Genomic DNA, 19,900 nt, shown 5'->3' with positions numbered 1-19,900 from the left:
ACGGGACAATTGATGAATCCGAACTATCGCAACCTCGCGCTCTGGGCGATCATAGCGGTCCTGCTCATAGCCCTGTTCAATCTGTTTCAGACGCCGCAGACGCGAGGGGCCTCCAGCGATGTGCCTTATTCGCAGTTCCTGCAGGATGTCGCGGCGGGCCGGGTCAAGACGGTGACCATCGCGGGCGCCCGTATCAGCGGCACCTACACCGACAATGCCAGCGGCTTCCAGACCTATTCGCCCGGCGATCCTTCGCTGGTCTCGCGGCTGCAGGACAAGAACGTCACCATCAATGCGCGGCCTGAAACAGACGGTTCCAATTCGCTGTTCGGCTATCTGATCTCGTGGCTGCCGATGATCCTCATCCTCGGCGTCTGGATATTCTTCATGCGCCAGATGCAGTCCGGCTCCGGTCGCGCCATGGGCTTCGGCAAGTCGAAGGCCAAGCTGCTCACCGAAGCGCATGGCCGCGTCACCTTCCAGGACGTTGCCGGCGTCGACGAAGCCAAGGAAGATCTGGAAGAGATCGTCGAGTTCCTGCGCGATCCGCAGAAATTCCAGCGGCTCGGCGGCAAGATTCCGCGCGGCGTGCTGCTTGTCGGCCCTCCGGGAACCGGCAAGACGCTGCTCGCCCGCTCGGTTGCCGGCGAAGCCAATGTGCCGTTCTTCACCATTTCCGGTTCTGACTTCGTCGAGATGTTCGTCGGCGTCGGTGCAAGCCGCGTCCGCGACATGTTCGACCAGGCCAAGAAGAACGCGCCCTGCATCATCTTCATCGACGAAATCGACGCTGTCGGCCGTCATCGCGGCGCCGGCCTCGGCGGCGGCAATGACGAACGCGAGCAGACGCTGAACCAGCTCCTGGTCGAGATGGACGGCTTCGAGTCCAACGAAAGCATCATCCTGATCGCTGCCACCAACCGGCCCGACGTGCTCGATCCGGCACTGCTCAGGCCAGGCCGCTTCGACCGCCAGGTCGTGGTGCCGAACCCCGACATCGTCGGCCGCGAGAAGATCCTCAAGGTGCATGTGCGCAACGTGCCGCTGGCGCCCAATGTCGACCTCAAGGTGATCGCGCGCGGTACGCCGGGCTTTTCCGGCGCTGACCTGATGAACCTCGTCAACGAATCCGCGCTGATGGCGGCACGGCGCAACAAGCGCCTCGTCACCATGGCCGAATTCGAGGACGCCAAGGACAAGATCATGATGGGCGCCGAGCGCCGCTCGTCGGCCATGACGCAGGCCGAGAAGGAGCTGACCGCCTACCACGAGGCAGGCCACGCCATTCTCGCGCTGAACGTGCCGTCGGCCGATCCGCTGCACAAGGCCACGATCATCCCACGCGGTCGCGCGCTCGGCATGGTCATGCAGTTGCCCGAAGGCGACCGTTATTCGATGAGCTACAAATACATGATCTCGCGGCTCGCCATCATGATGGGCGGCCGTGTCGCCGAGGAGTTCAAGTTCGGCAAGGAAAACATCACCTCGGGTGCCTCTTCGGATATCGAGCAGGCGACCAAACTGGCGCGCGCCATGGTCACACGCTGGGGCTTTTCCGACAAGCTCGGCCATGTCGCTTATGGCGACAACCAGGAAGAAGTGTTCCTCGGCCACTCGGTGGCGCGCACGCAGAACGTGTCGGAAGAAACGGCGCAGATCATCGACGCCGAAGTGCGCCGCCTGATCGACGAGGCCTACTCATCGGCGAAGTCCATCCTGACCAAGAAGAAGAAGGAATGGATCGCGCTGGCGCAGGGCCTGCTGGAATACGAGACGCTGTCCGGCGAGGAGATCAAGCAGTTGATCGCCGGCCACAAGCCAGCGCGCGACCTTGGCGACGACACGCCGCCGAGCCGTGGCTCTGCCGTGCCGAAGTCCGGCGGCCGCCGCAAGAAGGGGCCGGAGCCCGAAGGCGGCATGGAACCGCAGCCATCGAGCTGAGCTTGACCACTGATTTCATCGAACGCCGCGGCTTGCTCCGCGGCGTTTTTTGTTTTTGGCGTTGGGGAGGAGTTGTCCGCGACCTCGCATCTGCGACGATGACGATTGGCGAAAGCCTAGGTGATAGCCAATCTCCCCCTTGCGGGGGAGATTGGCAACGTCGCCGCTGGCGTGCCCTCGAAGGCAACAAGAAGGCCCGCGAACCCTGCGGTTCGCAGGCCTTCTCTTCTTCAGATGTCTTGTCGCTCAGCTCTTCAGCTTGGCATTGCACAGGCTGTAATAACCGCCGCCCTTCTGGATCCAGCGAAGGCCGTTCAACGTGCCCGCGTCCTTGTTGCCATGGTAGCCCTGGAGACAGGTCTTCATGCGCGCCTTCGCGGGCTTTTCGGTCTTGAACTCGGCGGCCAGCGTGGTCGGGAATGTCACGCCCGCGGGCGCTACAGTGGGGGCGACCGCTGCGCTGGTTTCCTTTTTCGTCTGCGGCTCGGTTTTGACCGTATCCTCGCTGACACTGTCCGCTGCTGATGTCGCGCACTTCTCCTTGCGAAAAGCCGTCCAGTCCATGCCGTTCAGAGTGCCGCCTTCCTTGGCTGTTCGATAGGTCTCGCCGCATTCCTTCATCGTCAGTGCGCTTGCGGGGGCGACGCTCCAAGCGACAAATGCGGTCGCAGCCAATACCGCCAATTTCAAACTGTGCATAAGACCCTCCTGGTTGATGATAAGTTTGACGTCTTTTTGTATATGGTTTGTTCTTTATATGTTCAACAGAATCTTTTCGGACTACCGATGAGCTTGGCGGTGGGCAGTGTAGGCGAATTGATGATGCCAGCAGCCCGGCGACATGCAGATGCGAGCAAGGCAGTGTGCGTCTTCGCGCAACAAAAAAGCCCGCGCATCTTGCGATGCGCGGGCCTTTGTTTGGAGACTATGGCTAAGCGATCAGCTCTTCAGCTTGGCGTTGCACAGGCTGTAGAAGCCGCCGCCCTTCTGGATCCACTTCAGGCCGCCAAGCGCATTGGCGTCCTTGAGGGCATAGTACTGGTCGAGGCAAGTGTGCATGCGGCCTTTACCGGGGGTCTCGCTGGCATATTTAGCCGAGATCGCGGACGGGAAAGTGACGCCCTTGGGTGCGGCCGTGGTCGGCTTTGCCGGCTCCTTGGTGTAGCTCGCCTCGTCGGCGGCCGGCACGGTGTCGTCATCCGAGGCGCCGGTACCGCATTCGGCCTTGCGGAAGTCGTTCCACTTCATGCCTTTCAGCGTGTTGGCCGTCTTGGCAGCCTGATACTTGGTGCTGCATTCGGCCATGCTCAGGCCCTTGCCGTCGGCGGGAGCCGCGGCTGCCTTGGTGGCTGCCGGCTTGGCGGCGGCAGCGGCGGATGCACCGGCGGCGCATTCGGACTTGCGGAAGTCGTTCCACTTCATGCCGTTCAGCGTGCCGGCAGCCTTCGCCGCCTGGTATTTGGTGCTGCATTCCTTCGCCGTCAGGCCCTTGGCTGTGCTGTCGTCCGTCGCGGCGGCAGCCTTGGCAGCCTTGGCCGGCTTCGTTTCCGCGGCCTTCTTGGTGTCGGCTGGCTTGGCGTCGGTGGTTGCCGCGGCATCGGTGCCGCATTGAGCCTTGCGGAACTGATTCCAGGTCGCTCCGGCAAGTGTCCCCGCATCCTTGGCGGCGTTATACTTCGTGCTGCACTCGGCCATCGTCAGTGCGTTGGCTGGCGCGGCCAGGAACAAGGTCGCGACGGCGAGGCCGGTCAAAGTGGCAAGTCGGTGGATGAGCATAGCGTTTCTCCGTTGCAGCAGCCCATGATACGTCCCTGCAAATCAATAACGCTCAACGGGCGGTTGCGCCAGATGCTAAGTGGCGTATATATCGCCGAAGACCGGTTTCTCCCGATAAGGTGATGAAATCGTTGTTTGTTGCCTGGTCCAAAGCAAGATTTTGCTGGTGCATCCGCGCTGAAAGGCTCGCATGACTTGTATATTGCAACATGGCAGTCTGGGCATGTCAGGTTGCGGCCACATGTGTGCAGTGCACAACAATGGTTTTCTAAGGATTGGTAACGTATAATCACACAATGTGATCATAGCGCCCTGGCCAATTGTGGCATGACGTGCCGGGGAAGAAACGTCGAGGAAGCTGACTAGCATGGCAGGGAATTATTTCGGCACGGACGGCATTCGCGGACGCGCCAACAAGTTTCCGATGACGGCTGAAATCGCGATGCGGGTCGGCATGGCCGCCGGCCTTTCCTTCCAGCGCGGCAGCCATCGACATCGTGTCGTACTCGGCAAGGACACCAGGCTTTCCGGCTATATGATCGAGAATGCCATGGTCGCCGGTCTTTGTGCCGCCGGTATGGACGTGTTCCTGCTCGGCCCGATCCCGACGCCGGCTGTCGCCATGCTGGTGCGTTCGCTGCGCGCCGATATCGGCGTCATGATCTCGGCCTCGCACAACCCCTATTACGACAACGGCATCAAGCTGTTCGGACCCGACGGCTATAAGCTCTCCGACGAAATCGAGGAGCGCATCGAGAGCATGCTCGACAAGGATATCGAACTGGCGCTCGCCGATTCCGACGGGCTTGGCCGCGCCAAGCGCGTCGACGGCGTGCATGACCGCTACATCGAATTCGCCAAGCGCACCTTGCCGCGCTCGATGTCGCTCGCGGGCTTGAGGATCGTCGTCGATTGCGCCAATGGCGCGGCCTACAAGGTGGCGCCCGAGGCGCTGTGGGAACTGGGCGCCGAAGTCGTCGCCATCAATGTCGAGCCCAACGGCTTCAACATCAACAAGGAATGCGGCTCGACCCATCCGGCCGGCCTGCAAAAGAAGGTGCACGAAGTGCGCGCCGACATCGGCATCGCGCTCGACGGCGACGCCGATCGCGTCGTCATCGTCGATGAAAACGGCGCGATCGTCGATGGCGACCAGATCATGGCGCTGATCGCCGAATCCTGGCACCAGAGCGGGCGGCTTGCGGGCGGCGGCGTCGTTTCGACGGTGATGTCCAATCTCGGCCTCGAGCGCTTCCTCGGCGGCATGAAGCTGCAATTGCACCGCACCAAGGTTGGCGACCGTTATGTCGTCGAGCATATGCGCGCGCACGGCTTGAATGTCGGCGGCGAACAGTCAGGTCATATCGTGCTGTCCGACTTTTCGACGACCGGCGACGGCCTGGTCTCGGCGCTGCAGGTGCTGGCCTGCATCAAGCGGCAGGGGCGGCCGGTCAGCGAACTGTCGAAAAAGTTCGAACCGGTGCCGCAGCTTCTGAAGAACGTCCATATTTCCGGCGGCAAGCCGCTCGAGGAGGCGCCGGTCAAGGCCGCCATCGAAGACGCCCGTAACCGCCTCGGCAAGACCGGACGGCTGGTTATCCGGCCATCAGGGACAGAACCGCTGATCCGCGTGATGGCCGAAGGCGACGACCCGCAACTGGTCGAGTCCGTCGTCAACGGCATCGTTGAAGTCATCTCGGAAACGCGCAGCGCCGCCTGACCCCAGCGCGTCCAGCAGGACGTGGATCGGACAACCAGGCGCGCCGCGCTCCCTTAACCGGTCCAAGGCCCGCCCCTCGGCGGGCTTTTTCTTGTCAGCCGCCACTTTTTTCGGTGCCCGTAAATCTCGCGCCAATCCCTAGAGTTTCGAGATTCGTGGTTAAGCAACAGGGTTAAACGCCTTTTAACCTTTGCAATTCATTATCCACGACTGAAAGCCAATCGCATTTCGGACGGATTCGCCGTTCCGAGCTTCTCAGGGGTGACAAGCATGTTCAAGACAGCAAGAAAGGTCCTGCTCGCCTTCCTGTTCGCAGGCCTGGCAGGACCGCTGTTCGCAGCCGACCTGCCGGAACCGATGGTCGAAGAGGCTCCGCCTCAGGCTGTCTACGAGCAGCCGGTCGAGGTCGGCGGCTGGTACATCCGCGGCGACATCGACTATCACAAGTCGACCGTGCGCGGCATCGACTATATGACCTACACCGTCGATCCCTGTAACTGTACGGTTACGCCCGGCACCAGAAGCTTCGATTTCGGCAAACTCAAGGGCGGTTTCTCGCTCGGCGCCGGCGTCGGCTACAAGATCAACGATCACTTCCGGACCGATTTGACCGCCGACTACTGGTTCAAGTCGAACTTCAACGGGGGCACCTCGGACATCAACGGTACTTCGACCGAAGTATCGAAGATGAGCGCCCTGTTGCTGCTGGCGAATGCCTATGTCGATCTCGGCACCTACCATGGCATCACGCCTTACGTTGGCGCCGGCATCGGCGGCGCCCGCGTCAAGTGGGATGATGTCTACGACCCGAACACCACCGAGTTCAATCCCGGCAGATCAAGCTGGCGTTTCGCCTACGGTCTGATGGCCGGCGCTTCGTACTGCCTGACCGACAAGATCATTCTCGATGCCGGCTACCGCTTCTCCCATATTCAGGGCGGCCGCATGTTCGACTGGAACATCACCAGCTCCGGTCCCGGCTTCGACCGTGGCATCAACACGCACGAAGTGCGCGGTGGCCTGCGCTACCAGTTCGGTGGCAGCAATGGTTGCGCCGCGCCGGTCGTGGCCTACCAGCCCGAACCCGAGCCGATCTACACCAAGTAACGCCATCTACATCACTTGAATTCTTCGAAAACCGTCCGGCCTCAAGCCGGGCGGTTTTTCGTTTGGGCCGCCTGGAATCGACAGCGGAAATGAATTCGCTAACGCTCTGTTAGCCTTAACCGGCACTTAACCACTATGGTTAACAATGCTCCTTGAAACGATGGCTGCCGCTGCGATTGCGGGCTGCGCCAAATTCGGGAGTCGGGGACCATGAAACTTACATCGCGTATGGCGCTGGCGCTCGGTGCACTAGCCCTCCTGCCGCTGACGCCGGTGCACGCGGCCGATTATGACCCGCCGATCTATGTCGACCAGGCGCCCGACTATGTCCCGGTCGAGGTCGGTTCCGGCTGGTACCTGCGCGGCGACGTCTCCTATCTGGCGCAGAAGAGCTTCAAAAATGAGGATTTCGCCTTCACACCTTCGCCACCTGCAAGCTTCAGCGACAAAGAAGATCCGATCTTTGCCAGCATCGGCTTCGGCTACCATTTCAACGACTATCTGCGCGCCGACCTCAATCTCGGCTATCTGCCTGGCAACGAGATCGGCGTCGGCTATGACGATTCAGCGACTGCGGCAGAGCCGACCGTGGCGTCGGCATCCCTGAAGAACTACGCCTTGTCGGGCATACTCAACGGCTATGTCGATCTTGGCACCTATGTCGGCATCACACCCTATCTCGGCGCCGGTATCGGGGTCGTCCGCAGCAAGCGCAGCCTGTCGGCAAGCTATTTCACCGACAATGGCGACGACACGGACGATTTCGCCGTAAGTGACAGCAAGACCCAGTACTCGCTGGCCTACACGCTGAATGCGGGCCTCGCCTATCAGGTATCGAAGAACGTTTCCGTCGACCTGGGCTATCAGTATTTCTCCGCTCCGGACGCTGAATATGTGACGGCTGAGAGCCTGACCTCCTATCCGGTCAAAAAAGGTATCAGCAACCATCAGGTCAAGCTCGGGCTGCGCTACGATCTCTGGTAGGCGCGGCGAGCACGAGGTTCAGGACGGCGGATCTTCGGGGTCCGCCGTTTGCGTTTGAAGTCACGACATCCCGATCAGGGATCGCCGGTATCCCGGCAGCGACAAAAACTTTCCTCTTGACGCCCGAAGCCTGAACGCATATCGCCGTCCGTGGGCCACCCCTCCCCAACGAGGGGCCACTATCTGGAAGGATAGACCACGATGACGACGCATACGAAGCCCGGACTCCGTCCGGCAAACCCCAATTTTTCCTCAGGTCCCTGTGCAAAACGTCCCGGCTGGTCGGTCGAGGCGCTGAACAATGCCGCGCTCGGCCGTTCCCACCGCGCCAAGATCGGCAAGACCAAGCTCGAACAGGCGATCGAGCTGACGCGGGAGATTCTCCAGGTCCCGGCGGGTTATCGCATCGGCATTGTGCCGGCGTCGGACACCGGTGCGGTCGAGATGGCGCTGTGGTCGCTGCTCGGCGAGCGCGGCGTCGACATGGTCGCCTGGGAGAGCTTTGGCTCCGGCTGGGTCACCGACGTGATCAAGCAATTGAAGCTCGCCGATGTGCGCAAGATCGAAGCCGGCTACGGCGAACTGCCTGATCTTACCAGGATCGATTTCGACCGCGATGTGGTCTTCACCTGGAACGGCACCACGTCGGGCGTGCGCGTGCCGAACGGCGATTTCATTCCCGCGGACCGCAAGGGCCTGACCGTCTGCGATGCGACTTCCGCCGCATTCGCGCAGAGGCTCGACTTCGAAAAGCTCGATGTCGTCACGTTCTCCTGGCAGAAGGTGCTGGGCGGCGAGGGCGCTCACGGCATGCTGATCCTGTCGCCTCGTGCCGTCGAGCGGCTGGAGACCTACAAGCCTTCATGGCCGCTGCCGAAAATCTTCCGCCTGACTTCGGGCGGCAAGCTGATCGAAGGCATCTTCAAGGGCGAGACCATCAACACCCCCTCGATGCTGTGCGTCGAGGATTACCTCGATGCGCTCAACTGGGCGAAGTCGACCGGCGGCCTTGACGCGCTGATCGCCAGGGCGGATGCCAATGCGGCCGTCCTCGATCGCTTTGTCGGCAAATCCTCCTGGCTCGGTCATCTCGCCGTCCAGCCGGCGACACGGTCGAACACGTCCGTCTGCCTGTCCTTCACCGATCCGGACGTGTCCGAGCTCGACGCCGACGGGCAGGCGGCTTTCGCCAAGGGGCTGGTGTCGGTGCTCGACAAGGAAGGCGTCGCCTACGATATCGGTGCCTATCGCGACGCACCGCCCGGCCTGCGCATCTGGTGCGGCGCGACGGTCGAGACGTCGGATCTGGAAGCGCTGCTGCCCTGGCTCGACTGGGCCTTCGCCGCACAGAAGGCGTCGCTCAAAGCGGCGGCCTGAGATCATTCGCGGCGGCCTCCGGGCCGCCCATTCCCATCAGGATCAAATCCATTTCAAGGAGGTCGCCATGGCGCCCCGCGTTCTCGTCTCAGACAAACTCTCCCCCACCGCCGTGCAGATATTCAAGGATCGTGGCGTCGAGGTCGACTATCTGCCCGATCTCGGCAAGGACAAGGAAAAGCTCGCCGAAGTGATCGGCCAGTATGATGGCCTCGCCATCCGCTCGGCGACCAAGGTCACCGAAAAGCTGATCAACGCCGCTACCAATCTCAAAGTCATCGGCCGCGCCGGCATCGGCGTCGACAATGTCGATATCCCGGCGGCAAGCCGCAAGGGCATCATCGTGATGAACACGCCCTTCGGCAACTCGATCACCACAGCCGAACATGCGGTGGCGATGATCTTTGCGCTGGCGCGCCAGATCCCTGAAGCCAACGCCTCGACCCATGCCGGCAAATGGGAAAAGAACCGCTTCATGGGCGTTGAGATCACCGGCAAGACGCTGGGCGTCATCGGCTGCGGCAACATCGGTTCGATCGTCGCGACACGCGGCGTTGGCCTCAAGATGCACGTCATCGCCTTCGATCCGTTCCTGTCGGACAGCCGTGCCGAGGAGCTTGGCGTCGACAAGGTCGAACTCGACGAACTGTTCGCCCGCGCCGATTTCATCACCCTGCACACGCCGCTGACCGACAAGACGCGCAACATCATCGATGCCGCGGCGATCGCCAAGATGAAGAAGGGCGTGCGCATCATCAATTGCGCACGCGGCGGTCTGATCGTCGAGGCCGACCTGATCGCGGCGCTGAAGAGCGGCAAGGTGGCCGGCGCCGGCGTCGACGTCTTCGAGGTCGAACCCGCCGAGAACAACGAACTGTTCGGCATGGAGAATGTGGTGGCGACGCCGCATCTCGGCGCCTCGACGACGGAGGCCCAGGAGAATGTCGCGTTGCAGGTTGCCGAACAGATGGCCGACTATCTGATCAAGGGCGCCGTCTCCAACGCCATCAACATGCCGTCGATCACCGCCGAGGAGGCGCCGCGGCTGAAGCCGTTCGTCAAGCTTGCCGAGGTGCTCGGCGCCTTCGTCGGCCAGGTCACCGAGGATCCGATCAAGGAGGTGGAGATCCTGTTCGACGGCTCCACCGCGACGATGAACACGCGCGCGCTGATCAGCGCCGCACTCGCCGGACTGATCCGGCCTCAGGTCTCCGACGTCAACATGGTGTCGGCGCCGATCATGGTGAAGGAGCGGGGTATCATCGTCGCCGAGGTCAAGCGCGACAAGTCGGGCGTCTTCGACGGCTATATCAAGCTGACGGTGAAGACCGAGCACATGACGCGCTCGATCGCCGGCACATGCTTCTCGGATGGCAAGCCACGCTTCATCCAGATCAAGGGCATCAATCTCGATGCCGAGGTCGGCCAGCACATGCTCTACACCACCAATGCCGACGCGCCGGGCATTATCGGGCTGCTCGGCACTGTCTGCGGCGAGAATGGCGTCAACATCGCCAACTTCCAGCTCGGCCGCAACCGGCCGGGCGGCGATGCCATAGCGCTGCTCTATCTCGACGCGCCGTTCCCGGAAGCCGTGCTGGAAAAGGTCAAGGCGCATAAGTCGATCGACTCGGCCAAGCGGCTGCAGTTCGACGTCAACGCGATGTGATCGAGGACAGGGGTCGCCCTCGTTGATGCCGGCCGCCGCGGCGGCCGGTTCAGGTCAACTCGTCCGAGCCATCGGAGACACCCACGCGATGTCGGTAGACCAGTTCCCAGCCCTTCCAGCCCGTAAACAGCAGGATGAGAACCACGATCAGCGATAGGACGAAGCCGGTTGGCATCACGGCCGCCGCTCCGCCGGCATACCGCAAGTACCAGTTGTAAAGCTCGATCAACACAACGAGTACATTGCCGCCGGCATGGAGCCATGCCGTCGTGAGATTGCGGATCTGAACATCGCCGAGAACATCCGTCAGGCCAGCAAGCGCAGCCAGGGCAGCCATGATCAGGCCGGCGCCGAGAAGCCAGAGCGATCCGGTGACCCATCCGGGATCGGCTGTTCGCCAGAAGATAAGATCGCAAACGAAGGTGCCGACGAAAAAAGCAATCGGAAACGGAATCAGCATGGGATGGATAGGGTGACCAGCGATGCTTGCCGTGCTGCGAGGGTTGTGGCTCATCATGTCGCCTCCCTGCCGTTCAAACTCCGCTGGAGGTGAAATGTTCCAAGTGGGGACGCGGCAGGGTTTATGCCGCTGTTTCCGGGCCAATGGCTAAATCCATGCTGTTCGCGTGAATCACTGCAACGGGGAGAGCGTCAGCCGCCACATGTCATCCGCGGTGGTCCGCCAACGCCATCTTGCGCCCGCTGTATTCGGCAAGCCCGATGCCGCCCAGCACGAGCACCAAAGCCAATGCCTGATAGAGGTGGAACGTCTCGCCGACGATCAGCACCGAAAGCAGCGTGCCGAAGATCGGCACCAGATTGATGAACAGGCCGGCGCGGTTGGCGCCGATCAGTTCGTTGCCTCTGATGTAGAAGATCTGCGAAACGACGGAGGCGCCGATCGCCGTATAGACGATGACGGTCCAGCCGCGCGCGTCGGGCATGATGACCTTGCCGGCGACGACCTCCCACAGGAAGAACGGCAGCGAAGTGACGAGTGCCGCAACCGACAGGGCCAGCATCAGGCTTTGCCAATGCATCACCGGTTTCAACCGCAGTCCGACCGAATAGCCGCTGTAGAGAAAGACGGCGACCAGCATGATGGCGTCGCCGAAATTGAGTTCCAGCGTCAACAACCGGCGCGGGTCGCCATGGCAGGCGGTGAGGATCACGCCGGCGATGGTCAGCACGACGCCGACAATCTGAGCCCAGTTCACGCGCAGGCGGAAGAAGACGAAATTGGCAGTCATGATCAGGATCGGCATCGCCGCCTGTTCGATCGAGACATTGATCGCTGTCGTGTAGTTGAGCGCCGTGTAGAAGATGGTGTTGAACAGGGTGAAGCCGCTGGCGCCGAGGGCGACCAGCACGAACCAGTGCTTGCGGACGACCGGCCAGTCCTTCTGGATGGTCTTCCAGCCGATGGGCAGCATGATCGCCACGGCCAGAACCCAGCGCAGGAAGACCAGCGTCATCGGCGAGACGTGATCGACCGCCAGCTTGCCGGCCACCGAATTTCCGCCCCAGAGCAAGGTGGTGAGCAGCAGGAATATGTAGGCGCTTCGATGCATCGCGGGATTCCAGTCGCCGGAGCTGCGGTGTTTGCCGGCCTATTGCCCTCGCTCGCCCAAGTAAATGATGTCAAAGCCGAAAATTGTTGTGCCTCAGGGCATTTTCGACGGCAAAGAAAGGTCGCGCTCGCGAGGTCTTGACGTTATAGAGGCCTGTCGTTTCGAACCATATTCAAGCCGCTTGGCGGCGTCTCAAGGGAAAAGAAACATGGCCAATGTGGTGGTCGTCGGCTCGCAGTGGGGTGACGAAGGCAAGGGCAAGATCGTCGACTGGCTGTCGGAGCGGGCCGATGTCGTGGTGCGTTTCCAGGGCGGCCACAATGCCGGCCATACGCTGGTCGTCGACGGCAAGGTCTACAAGCTGTCGTTGCTTCCGTCGGGCGTCGTGCGCCAGGGCAAGCTGTCCATCATCGGCAATGGCGTCGTGTTCGACCCGCATGCTTTCGTCGCCGAGGTGGCTAAGCTCAAGGCGCAAGGTGTCGAAGTCGCACCGGATCGCCTGAAAATAGCCGAAAACACAGCGCTTATCCTGTCCCTGCATCGGGAGCTGGACGGATTCCGTGAGGACGCCGCATCCAATTCCGGGACGAAGATTGGCACGACCCGTCGTGGCATCGGCCCCGCCTACGAGGACAAGGTGGGCCGGCGCGCGGTCAGGGTGATGGACTTGGCGGATTTGGAAACACTGCCCGTGAAGGTTGACAGGCTGCTGACGCACCATAATGCGCTGCGTCGGGGGCTTGGCCATGCGGAAGTCACGCATGACGCGATCATGCAGGAACTGACCTCGGTCGCCGACGACATCCTGCCCTATATGGACCGGGTCTGGAAAATCCTCGACGACAAGCGCCGGGCTGGCGAGCGTATCCTGTTCGAGGGCGCGCAGGGCACGCTGCTTGACATAGACCACGGCACCTATCCATTCGTGACCTCGTCGAACACGGTTGCCGGACAGGCTGCCGCCGGCTCCGGCGTCGGCCCAGGCGCCATCGGCTATGTGCTCGGCATCACCAAAGCCTATACGACACGCGTCGGCGAGGGTCCGTTCCCGACCGAGCAGAAGAACGAGGTCGGCGAATTCCTCGGCACGCGCGGCCATGAATTCGGCGTCGTCACCGGCCGCAAGCGCCGCTGCGGCTGGTTCGACGCGGTGCTGGTACGCCAGGCCGTCGCTGTCAACGGCATCAAGGGCATCGCGCTGACCAAGCTCGACGTGCTTGACGGGCTGGACGAGATCAAGGTCTGCACAGGTTATCGTCTCGACGGCGAGATGATCGATTATCTGCCGGCAAGCCAGGGTGCGCAGGCACGTGTCGAACCGGTCTACGAGACGCTCGAGGGCTGGAAAGGCACCACTGCCGGCGCGCGCAGCTGGAACGATCTGCCGGCCCAGGCCGTCAAATACGTCCGCTACATCGAAGAGCTGATCGGCGCCCCGGTCGCACTCCTTTCCACCAGCCCGGAACGGGACGACACGATACTTGTGACCGATCCGTTTCAAGACTAGTTTCTGAAGCCTTTCCGGGCATCGCGGCCGATTTGCGGGGGCCGGCGCGGAAACAAAATACAGGTCGACTGAAGCATGGCAGATTACGTTGCTATTCTGACAAAGGCGCTCGGCAAGCATGGCGACGAGACGCCGGAAAAGCGTACGCGCATCTATGCCAGCGTTCGCACCATGCTGGCGAAGAAGCTTGAGGAATATTCGCCGCCGCCGGCCGCCGAAGCCATAGCCACGCAGATGCGTTCGCTGGAAGACGCGATCGCGAGTGTCGAGCGGGACTATGCCAAGAGCCTGCCGGAGACCGATCCGCTGGCGGAGCTGGAACACATCTTTTCGTCGATCGATCGCAACAAGAATCAGCCGAGCCATACACGGCAGCCGGCCAAGGCCGAATCGGCCTGGCCGGCACCGCCCGCTGCAAAGCCTGAATCTTATCAGCCCGCGCCACCACCTGCCGCCAAGGTCGAGCCGAGCTGGCAAAGGGCGACGCCGGCGCCTTCCCAGCTGGCTCGCGCCGACACGCCTCTTCCAGGTATGGATGCCGACGAGGAGGAGGACGAGGCAGATGTCTTTTCCAGCGACGAAGAGCCGGTGTCGGACACCTTCCAGCGCCTGCGTCCCGCCGAGCGCAAGCGCAGCTATGGTGGGCTGATCGCGGCCGTCGTCGCTCTTCTGGTCGTAGCCGGCGGTGGCTACGGAATCTGGCTGAACAAGGATGCCTTCGGCAAAATGCTTGGGCTTGGCGGCAATCAGGTCGCCAAGACCGAGCCGGTGAAACCAGCGCCTGCCAAGCCGGCAACCGATGCCGCGGCAACGCCTCCGGCGCCCGCGGCTGGCGGCACGGAAGCCGAAAGCACGAAATTCACGCAGCGGCTGACGCCGCAGGGCAGTGAAGTCGACCCGGGTCCGGCCGGTGGCCAAAGCGGCATCGGCGAAGGCGAATCGGTCGCCGCGCTGACCACGCCGCCCTCGGCGACGAACCCACCGGCGATTTCCGCTCCGGCCGCAGGCACACCTGCCGCGGCAGCGCCCCCCGCTACAGGTGCCGCCCCCGCAATACCGCCTGCCAACGGAGCTGCCCCGGCAGCGCCAGCCGATGCTGCCGGCACGCCGACCGCACCGGCCGGCGCCGCGCCGCCCGCCACGGCAGCTGCGCCTGCGGAAGCCGCTCTGCCTGTCGGCCAGAAGGCGATCTTCTATGAGGAGCGCACCAGCACCGCCCAGGGTTCCGCCGAGCCCGGCAACATCGTCTGGTCGCTGGTGCAGGAATCGCCCGGTGGCGACCTGCCGCCGGAGCCGGCGATCCGCGCCGAGGCCACCATTCCCGGCAAGGACATCCAGTTGCGCATGACCATCCGCCGCAACACCGACCAGACACTGCCGGCCAGCCATATCATCGAGATGATCTTCCTGACGCCCGACGGTTTCGAGGGCGGCGGTGTCGACAACATCCTGCGCGTCGCCATGAAGGGTTCGGAGCAGGATGCCGGCAGCCCGTTGATCGGCATTCCGGCCAAGATCGCCGACGGCTTCTTCCTCGTCGCGCTCAACGATACCAAGGCCGACGAAGACGCCAACATGACCCTGCTTCGCGGCCAGGACTGGATCGACGTACCGGTCGTCTACAAGACCGGACGGCGGGCACTGCTGACCATGGAAAAGGGCATTCCCGGCGAGAAGGTGTTCGACGAGGCAATCAAGGCCTGGCAGGCGAAGACGGCGGGCTGAGAAGGAAGCCGGCCCGAAGCCTCGTTGACTCAGAAGCCCTGGAACAACATATCGAGCGCGGCGACGATGTCGTCGTGGTGCCGGGAGAGATTTCCCTCGGCATCCGGCAATTCAGAGGCCATCAAGGCTGACATGAACTGCGTGACCATTACATGATCTTTGCCATCGATAGCGAAGGTCGGATTTAGTCGGCGGCCCGGAACCGGTGCTATGTTGGGCGGCATCAACGGAATGACGACTCTTGTGCTCAGTCCTTCAAGAAGGTCGGACTGAACATCGAGAAAATAGCCGCCGCCTTCAGCATTCCGATAAAGATCGTAACGTGCCATCAAAACAGCCGGTATTTGGCTAATGGCAGTCCGTTGCGCCTGACATATTCATTGGAGCTTTCAATGGCTTGTTTGTTTTCCTCTTGCCATCGACGCGTCTTTTCCGCCGCAATCGCTTTCGCGATCCCCGCCTCGGCGGCACGGGAAATGTTGATGCCCAACGCTTTCGCGTCGCTGATCAACTGGGAATCGATGGACGTGTTGACGGATTGCCGTTGAGGTTTTGACGTCGATTGAAGCATGGAAATCGCTCTCTTTTATGCGCATAATGTAGGCGCATAAAAGTTCACACACAATCCCTTACCCTTCCATCTCCTCGCGCAGCATCTCCAGTTCCAGCCACTCTTCCTCCAGCGCCGCCAGCGTGGCGCGCTCCTTGTCGAGGGCGGCGATGGTTTTCTGGAAGGAGGCCGGGTCGCGCTCGTAATAGGCCGGATCGGCGATGTTGTTCTCCAGCCTTGAGATCGAAGCCGTCACAGCCTCGATTTTCTTGGGCAGCGATTCCAGCGCGAATTTCTGTTTGAACGACAGTTTCTTCGCCGGCCCCTTTGGCGCGGCCGCTTCACTTCTGGTCGTCACTGGCGCTTCGCCGTTTTCGGCCTTCGCACGCGCCTTGCGGTCGTCCAGCCTGGTGCCGCCGCGCTGCGCCAGCATGTCGGAGTAGCCGCCGGCATATTCGATCCAGCGGCCTTCACCATCCGGCGCGATCAGGCTGGTCACGGTGCGGTCGAGGAAATCGCGATCGTGGCTGACCAGGATGACGGTGCCGGCAAAGCCGGCGACCAGTTCCTGCAGCAGTTCCAGCGTCTCCATATCGAGATCGTTGGTCGGCTCGTCGAGCACCAGAAGGTTTGCCGGCCGCGCCAGCACCCGCGCCAGCAAGAGCCGTGCCCGTTCTCCGCCGGACAACTCGCGCACCGGCGTGCGTGCCTGCTCCGGCTTGAACAGGAAATCCTTCATGTAGGAGACGACGTGGCGCTGCTCGCCATTGATGACGAGGTTCTCGCCGCGCCCGTCGGTGAGATATTGCGCCAGCGTCTCCTGCGGGTCGACCGCCTCGCGCTTCTGGTCGAGCGTGGCGATCTCCAGATTGGTGCCGAGCCGCACCGAACCGGCGTCCGGCTTCATCTCGCCGGTCAGCATCTTCAAGAGCGTCGTCTTGCCGGCGCCGTTCGGCCCGACCAGGCCGACGCGATCGCCGCGCTGGATGCGGGTCGAAAACCCCTTGACCACGGTGAGATCGCCAAAGCTCTTCTCGATGTTCTTCGCCTCGATCACCAGCTTGCCGGACTCGGCGGCGTCGCTCGCCACCATGGTCGCCGACCCTTCGGCACCGCGATGGCCGCGAAAACGCTGGCGCATGGTCTGCAACTCGCCGAGCCGGCGCATGTTTCGCTTGCGCCGCGCCGTCACGCCGTAGCGCAGCCAATGCTCTTCGCGAACGATCTGGCGGCCGAGTTTATGCTGCTCGCGCTCTTCTTCCTCCAGGACCAGGTCGCGCCATTCCTCGAAATGGCCAAAGCCCTTGTCCAGCCTGCGGGTCTGGCCGCGATCGAGCCAGATGGTGGCGCGCGACACACGTTCGAGAAAGCGGCGGTCGTGCGAGATGACGATCAGTGCCGAGGAGGTGCGGATGAGTTCTTCTTCCAGCCATTCGATGACCGAGAGGTCGAGATGGTTGGTCGGCTCATCGAGCAGCAGGATGTCTGGCTCCGGCGCCATCACGCGGGCAAGGGCAGCACGCCTCGCCTCGCCGCCCGACAGATCATTCGGACGTTCCTCACCCGACAGTCCGAGATGCTCCATCAGATAGCTGGCTCGGTAGGGATCGTCGGCGGGGCCAAGCCCGGCCTCGACATAGGCGCGGACGGTGGCAAAGCCCTCCATGTCCGGCATCTGCGGCAAATAGCGGATAGTTGCCGAAGGCTGGCGGAACACCTCGCCGTCCTGCGGCTCGATCAGGCCAGCGGCGATCTTCAGCAGGGTCGACTTGCCCGACCCGTTGCGGCCGACCAGTGCAATCTTGTCGCCGGCCGAAGCCGTCAAGGCGGCGCCGTCGAGCAGCGGCGTGCCGCCGAAGGTCAGTTTTATCCCGTCGAGGTTGAGAAGAGGCGGGGCCATGTCAGCTTTCAGGTAAGGGATAGGGATGAGCGAGCAGCATCGCGCGGCCATGGCCGAGCGCGATTTCGAGGCGGCCCCCGGTCTTGTCGGACTTGACCTCGTTGGAGATGGTCAGCGACGAACCGAACGCCACCTTGACGTGGTTCAGCGGCCATTTGGCGCCGGTGACGGTCAGGCCGGCGAGCTCGGAAAAGCCGAGCACCGAAAACAGCGTGCCATCGGCATAGTCGAAGCCGGCCGTTCCGCGCAGCAGCGGGATGCCTTCCTGGGCGCCGCTGGTCAGGAGCACATCAGTCCCGGCCTCGGCCAGCCGCAGGGCAAGCGCCAGATGCAGGAAAGCGTGGTCGGCGCGCTTGCCGCCGAAAGCACCTGCGAGCACCAGGCGGGTCGCGCCGCGCTCGAGTGCGGCGGCAATGGCCAGTTCGCCATCGGTCTGGTCCTTTTCCGCCGGGAAGGTCCGGCGCGGCACGGAAGCGAGATCGTCAGGCAGCTCGGCTGGCACGGAATCGAAATCGCCCACCCACAGTTCGGGCACGAGACCCAGCAGCCGCGCATGCCCGATGCCGGCGTCGGCGGCGATGACGCGGGAGCCTTCGGCCTGGCGGTCGAGCCGTGGCGTGCGGATGAGATCGCCGCCAAGCAGGATGGTGAATGTGCTCATATCGTGTGGCCCTTACCAGCCCGGCACGGGAAACGGAAGGCGGCAAACTCCCACTTGCATGGGGGATCGGCCCGGCCTATGTGTCGAAACGCTCTAACGGGGTGCCGGACGCGATCTTCGCGGACCGGCTGAGAGGCAGTCTCGCCAACCCGCTGAACCTGATCCGGTTTGTACCGGCGGAGGGATTAGACGTTTCGGACAGTCCGACGCCTCAATTCCTTTCAATTCGAACGAAGGAGGCGCCGATGCGCACGTTTTTATACGCTCTTGTTTCAGCAACGGTCGTGGCCTTGTCCGGACCGGCCTTGGCCAAGGACAAGCTCACCGTCTACACCTATGATAGCTTCACCGCCGACTGGGGTCCGGGTCCCGTGGTGAAGAAGGAGTTCGAGGCCGAATGCGGCTGCGATGTCGAGTTCGTCTCGGTCGCCGACGGCGTCGCGCTGCTCAACCGCGTCAGATTGGAAGGCGCATCGACCAAGGCCGATATCGTGCTTGGCCTCGACACCAATCTCACCGCCGATGCCAAGGCGTCAGGCTTGTTCGCGCCGCATGGCGGCGTAACTGATGTCAACGTGCCGGGTGGCTGGAGCGACGATACTTTTGTCCCCTTTGACTACGGATATTTCGCCGTCGTCTACGACACCGAGAAGCTGAAGATCCCGCCGAAAAGCCTGAAAGAGCTGGTCGAGGGCAGTGCCGATGACAAGATCGTCATCCAGGATCCGCGCACCTCCACGCCGGGCCTCGGTCTGCTTCTGTGGGTCAAGTCAGTCTATGGCGACAAGGCGCCCGAGGCCTGGGCCAAGCTCAAGGCGAAAGTGCTGACCGTGACGCCGGGCTGGAGCGAGGCCTATGGGCTGTTCACCAAGGGCGAGGCGCCGATGGTGCTGTCCTACACGACGTCGCCGGCCTACCACATGGTCGCCGAGAAGACAGAGCGCTATCAGGCAGCGTCGTTCGAGGAGGGCGAGTATTTGCAGATAGAAGTCGCGGGTATCACCACGGCGGGGGCCAAGAACCCGCTGGCGGCCAAGTTCATCGCCTTCATGACCGGGCCGAAATTCCAGGATGCCATCCCCGAGACCAACTGGATGTTCCCGGCCGGCAAGACCGACAAGCCGCTCAATCCGGCCTTCGACAAATTGGTCAAGCCGACCAAGACCTTGCTGTTCAGCCCCGACGAGGTCGCCGCCAACCGCAAGGCCTGGGTCGATGAGTGGCTGGCGGTGATGAGCAAGTAGGCTTGCGAGTTCTTTTGATGTTCGCGCCACTCCACCCCCCTCTGGCCTGCCGGCCATCTCCCCCTCAAGGGGGTGTTTGGACCGGAGACATCGCGAACAGGTGTGCGAGGACATCGCGCACAGTTTGGCGTGCTTTGCGCCGGGAGGTTCGCGATGCCATTTGGGAAC

17 protein-coding genes and 1 riboswitch are annotated in these 19,900 nt (G+C 62.5%); of the genes, 9 read left to right on the top strand and 8 right to left on the bottom strand.

Going from position 1 to position 19,900, the window contains the following annotated elements; translation table 11 throughout:
• Positions 1–12 precede the first annotated feature (12 nt).
• Complete coding sequence (gene ftsH / locus NKK51_RS18925) at positions 13–1,941, top strand: ATP-dependent zinc metalloprotease FtsH (RefSeq protein WP_023811859.1); 1,929 nt, start codon at positions 13–15, stop codon at positions 1,939–1,941.
• Positions 1,942–2,187: 246 nt separating this feature from the next.
• On the opposite strand, the gene NKK51_RS18920 is transcribed toward ftsH, so the two are convergent.
• The gene (locus NKK51_RS18920; RefSeq protein ID WP_023811860.1) at positions 2,188–2,640 is read right to left on the bottom strand and encodes a hypothetical protein; all 453 of its coding nucleotides are present in this window, start codon (positions 2,638–2,640) and stop codon (positions 2,188–2,190) included.
• A gap of 240 nt (positions 2,641–2,880) precedes the next feature.
• A complete protein-coding gene (locus NKK51_RS18915) occupies positions 2,881–3,717 on the bottom strand; it encodes a hypothetical protein (RefSeq protein WP_352554245.1) in 837 nt (278 codons plus the stop codon).
• A 367-nt stretch (positions 3,718–4,084) separates the two neighbouring features.
• On the opposite strand from NKK51_RS18915, the gene glmM reads away from it, so the two are divergent.
• From glmM to serA, 5 genes are all read left to right on the top strand, one after another.
• Positions 4,085–5,437 carry a phosphoglucosamine mutase gene (gene glmM, locus NKK51_RS18910; RefSeq protein ID WP_023811863.1) on the top strand — a complete coding sequence of 451 codons (1,353 nt, stop codon included), beginning with the start codon at positions 4,085–4,087 and terminating at the stop codon, positions 5,435–5,437.
• 270 nt (positions 5,438–5,707) lie between these two features.
• Positions 5,708–6,544 carry an outer membrane protein gene (locus tag NKK51_RS18905; protein WP_023811864.1) on the top strand — a complete coding sequence of 279 codons (837 nt, stop codon included), beginning with the start codon at positions 5,708–5,710 and terminating at the stop codon, positions 6,542–6,544.
• Between the two features lie 210 nt (positions 6,545–6,754).
• Positions 6,755–7,528 (top strand): outer membrane protein, encoded by a 774-nt coding sequence (locus NKK51_RS18900; protein WP_023811865.1) that lies wholly within the window; start codon positions 6,755–6,757, stop codon positions 7,526–7,528.
• 201 nt (positions 7,529–7,729) lie between these two features.
• Positions 7,730–8,905, top strand: coding sequence for a phosphoserine transaminase (locus tag NKK51_RS18895; RefSeq protein ID WP_023811866.1), 1,176 nt, complete (start codon positions 7,730–7,732; stop codon positions 8,903–8,905).
• 67 nt (positions 8,906–8,972) lie between these two features.
• Entirely contained in the window at positions 8,973–10,574 is a 1,602-nt protein-coding gene (serA, locus tag NKK51_RS18890; protein WP_023811867.1) for a phosphoglycerate dehydrogenase, read from the top strand.
• Positions 10,575–10,623: 49 nt separating this feature from the next.
• Here the strand turns inward: serA and NKK51_RS18885 are convergent, their stop codons facing one another.
• Together NKK51_RS18885 and NKK51_RS18880 are read right to left on the bottom strand one after the other, a co-directional pair.
• The gene (locus NKK51_RS18885; protein ID WP_352554306.1) at positions 10,624–11,088 is read right to left on the bottom strand and encodes a DUF2231 domain-containing protein; all 465 of its coding nucleotides are present in this window, start codon (positions 11,086–11,088) and stop codon (positions 10,624–10,626) included.
• Positions 11,089–11,239: 151 nt separating this feature from the next.
• Complete coding sequence (locus NKK51_RS18880) at positions 11,240–12,145, bottom strand: DMT family transporter (RefSeq protein ID WP_023811869.1); 906 nt, start codon at positions 12,143–12,145, stop codon at positions 11,240–11,242.
• 208 nt (positions 12,146–12,353) lie between these two features.
• On the opposite strand from NKK51_RS18880, the gene NKK51_RS18875 reads away from it, so the two are divergent.
• Together NKK51_RS18875 and NKK51_RS18870 are read left to right on the top strand one after the other, a co-directional pair.
• Entirely contained in the window at positions 12,354–13,652 is a 1,299-nt protein-coding gene (locus tag NKK51_RS18875; RefSeq protein ID WP_127267133.1) for an adenylosuccinate synthase, read from the top strand.
• A 75-nt stretch (positions 13,653–13,727) separates the two neighbouring features.
• Positions 13,728–15,377: a hypothetical protein gene (locus tag NKK51_RS18870; RefSeq protein ID WP_352554244.1), complete on the top strand. Its 1,650-nt coding sequence runs from the start codon at positions 13,728–13,730 to the stop codon at positions 15,375–15,377.
• Between the two features lie 29 nt (positions 15,378–15,406).
• Here NKK51_RS18870 and NKK51_RS18865 read toward each other — a convergent pair whose 3' ends face one another.
• Genes NKK51_RS18865 through NKK51_RS18850 form a run of 4 tightly spaced genes read right to left on the bottom strand, consistent with a single transcriptional unit; the run spans position 15,407 to position 18,488 of the window.
• Positions 15,407–15,706 carry a CcdB family protein gene (locus tag NKK51_RS18865; protein WP_127297430.1) on the bottom strand — a complete coding sequence of 100 codons (300 nt, stop codon included), beginning with the start codon at positions 15,704–15,706 and terminating at the stop codon, positions 15,407–15,409.
• Positions 15,706–15,948, bottom strand: a complete 243-nt coding sequence (locus NKK51_RS18860; protein WP_352554243.1) for a type II toxin-antitoxin system CcdA family antitoxin — start codon at positions 15,946–15,948, stop codon at positions 15,706–15,708. Before NKK51_RS18860 ends, NKK51_RS18865 begins: the two co-directional genes overlap by 1 nt.
• A gap of 58 nt (positions 15,949–16,006) precedes the next feature.
• Positions 16,007–17,827 (bottom strand): ABC-F family ATP-binding cassette domain-containing protein, encoded by a 1,821-nt coding sequence (locus NKK51_RS18855; RefSeq protein WP_023814295.1) that lies wholly within the window; start codon positions 17,825–17,827, stop codon positions 16,007–16,009.
• A gap of 1 nt (position 17,828) precedes the next feature.
• Entirely contained in the window at positions 17,829–18,488 is a 660-nt protein-coding gene (locus NKK51_RS18850) for a thiamine diphosphokinase (protein WP_352440955.1), read from the bottom strand.
• 87 nt (positions 18,489–18,575) lie between these two features.
• Positions 18,576–18,690: riboswitch (TPP riboswitch) on the top strand.
• 43 nt (positions 18,691–18,733) lie between these two features.
• Between NKK51_RS18850 and thiB the strand changes: the two genes are divergently transcribed.
• Complete coding sequence (gene thiB / locus NKK51_RS18845; protein WP_352554242.1) at positions 18,734–19,732, top strand: thiamine ABC transporter substrate binding subunit; 999 nt, start codon at positions 18,734–18,736, stop codon at positions 19,730–19,732.
• Positions 19,733–19,900: the final 168 nt, after the last annotated feature.

Source organism: Mesorhizobium sp. M0011 (assembly GCF_040324155.1).
Lineage (GTDB): Bacteria > Pseudomonadota > Alphaproteobacteria > Rhizobiales > Rhizobiaceae > Mesorhizobium.
Note: the sequence above shows the minus strand (reverse complement) of the source record. Positions and strands in the feature narration are given on the sequence as shown.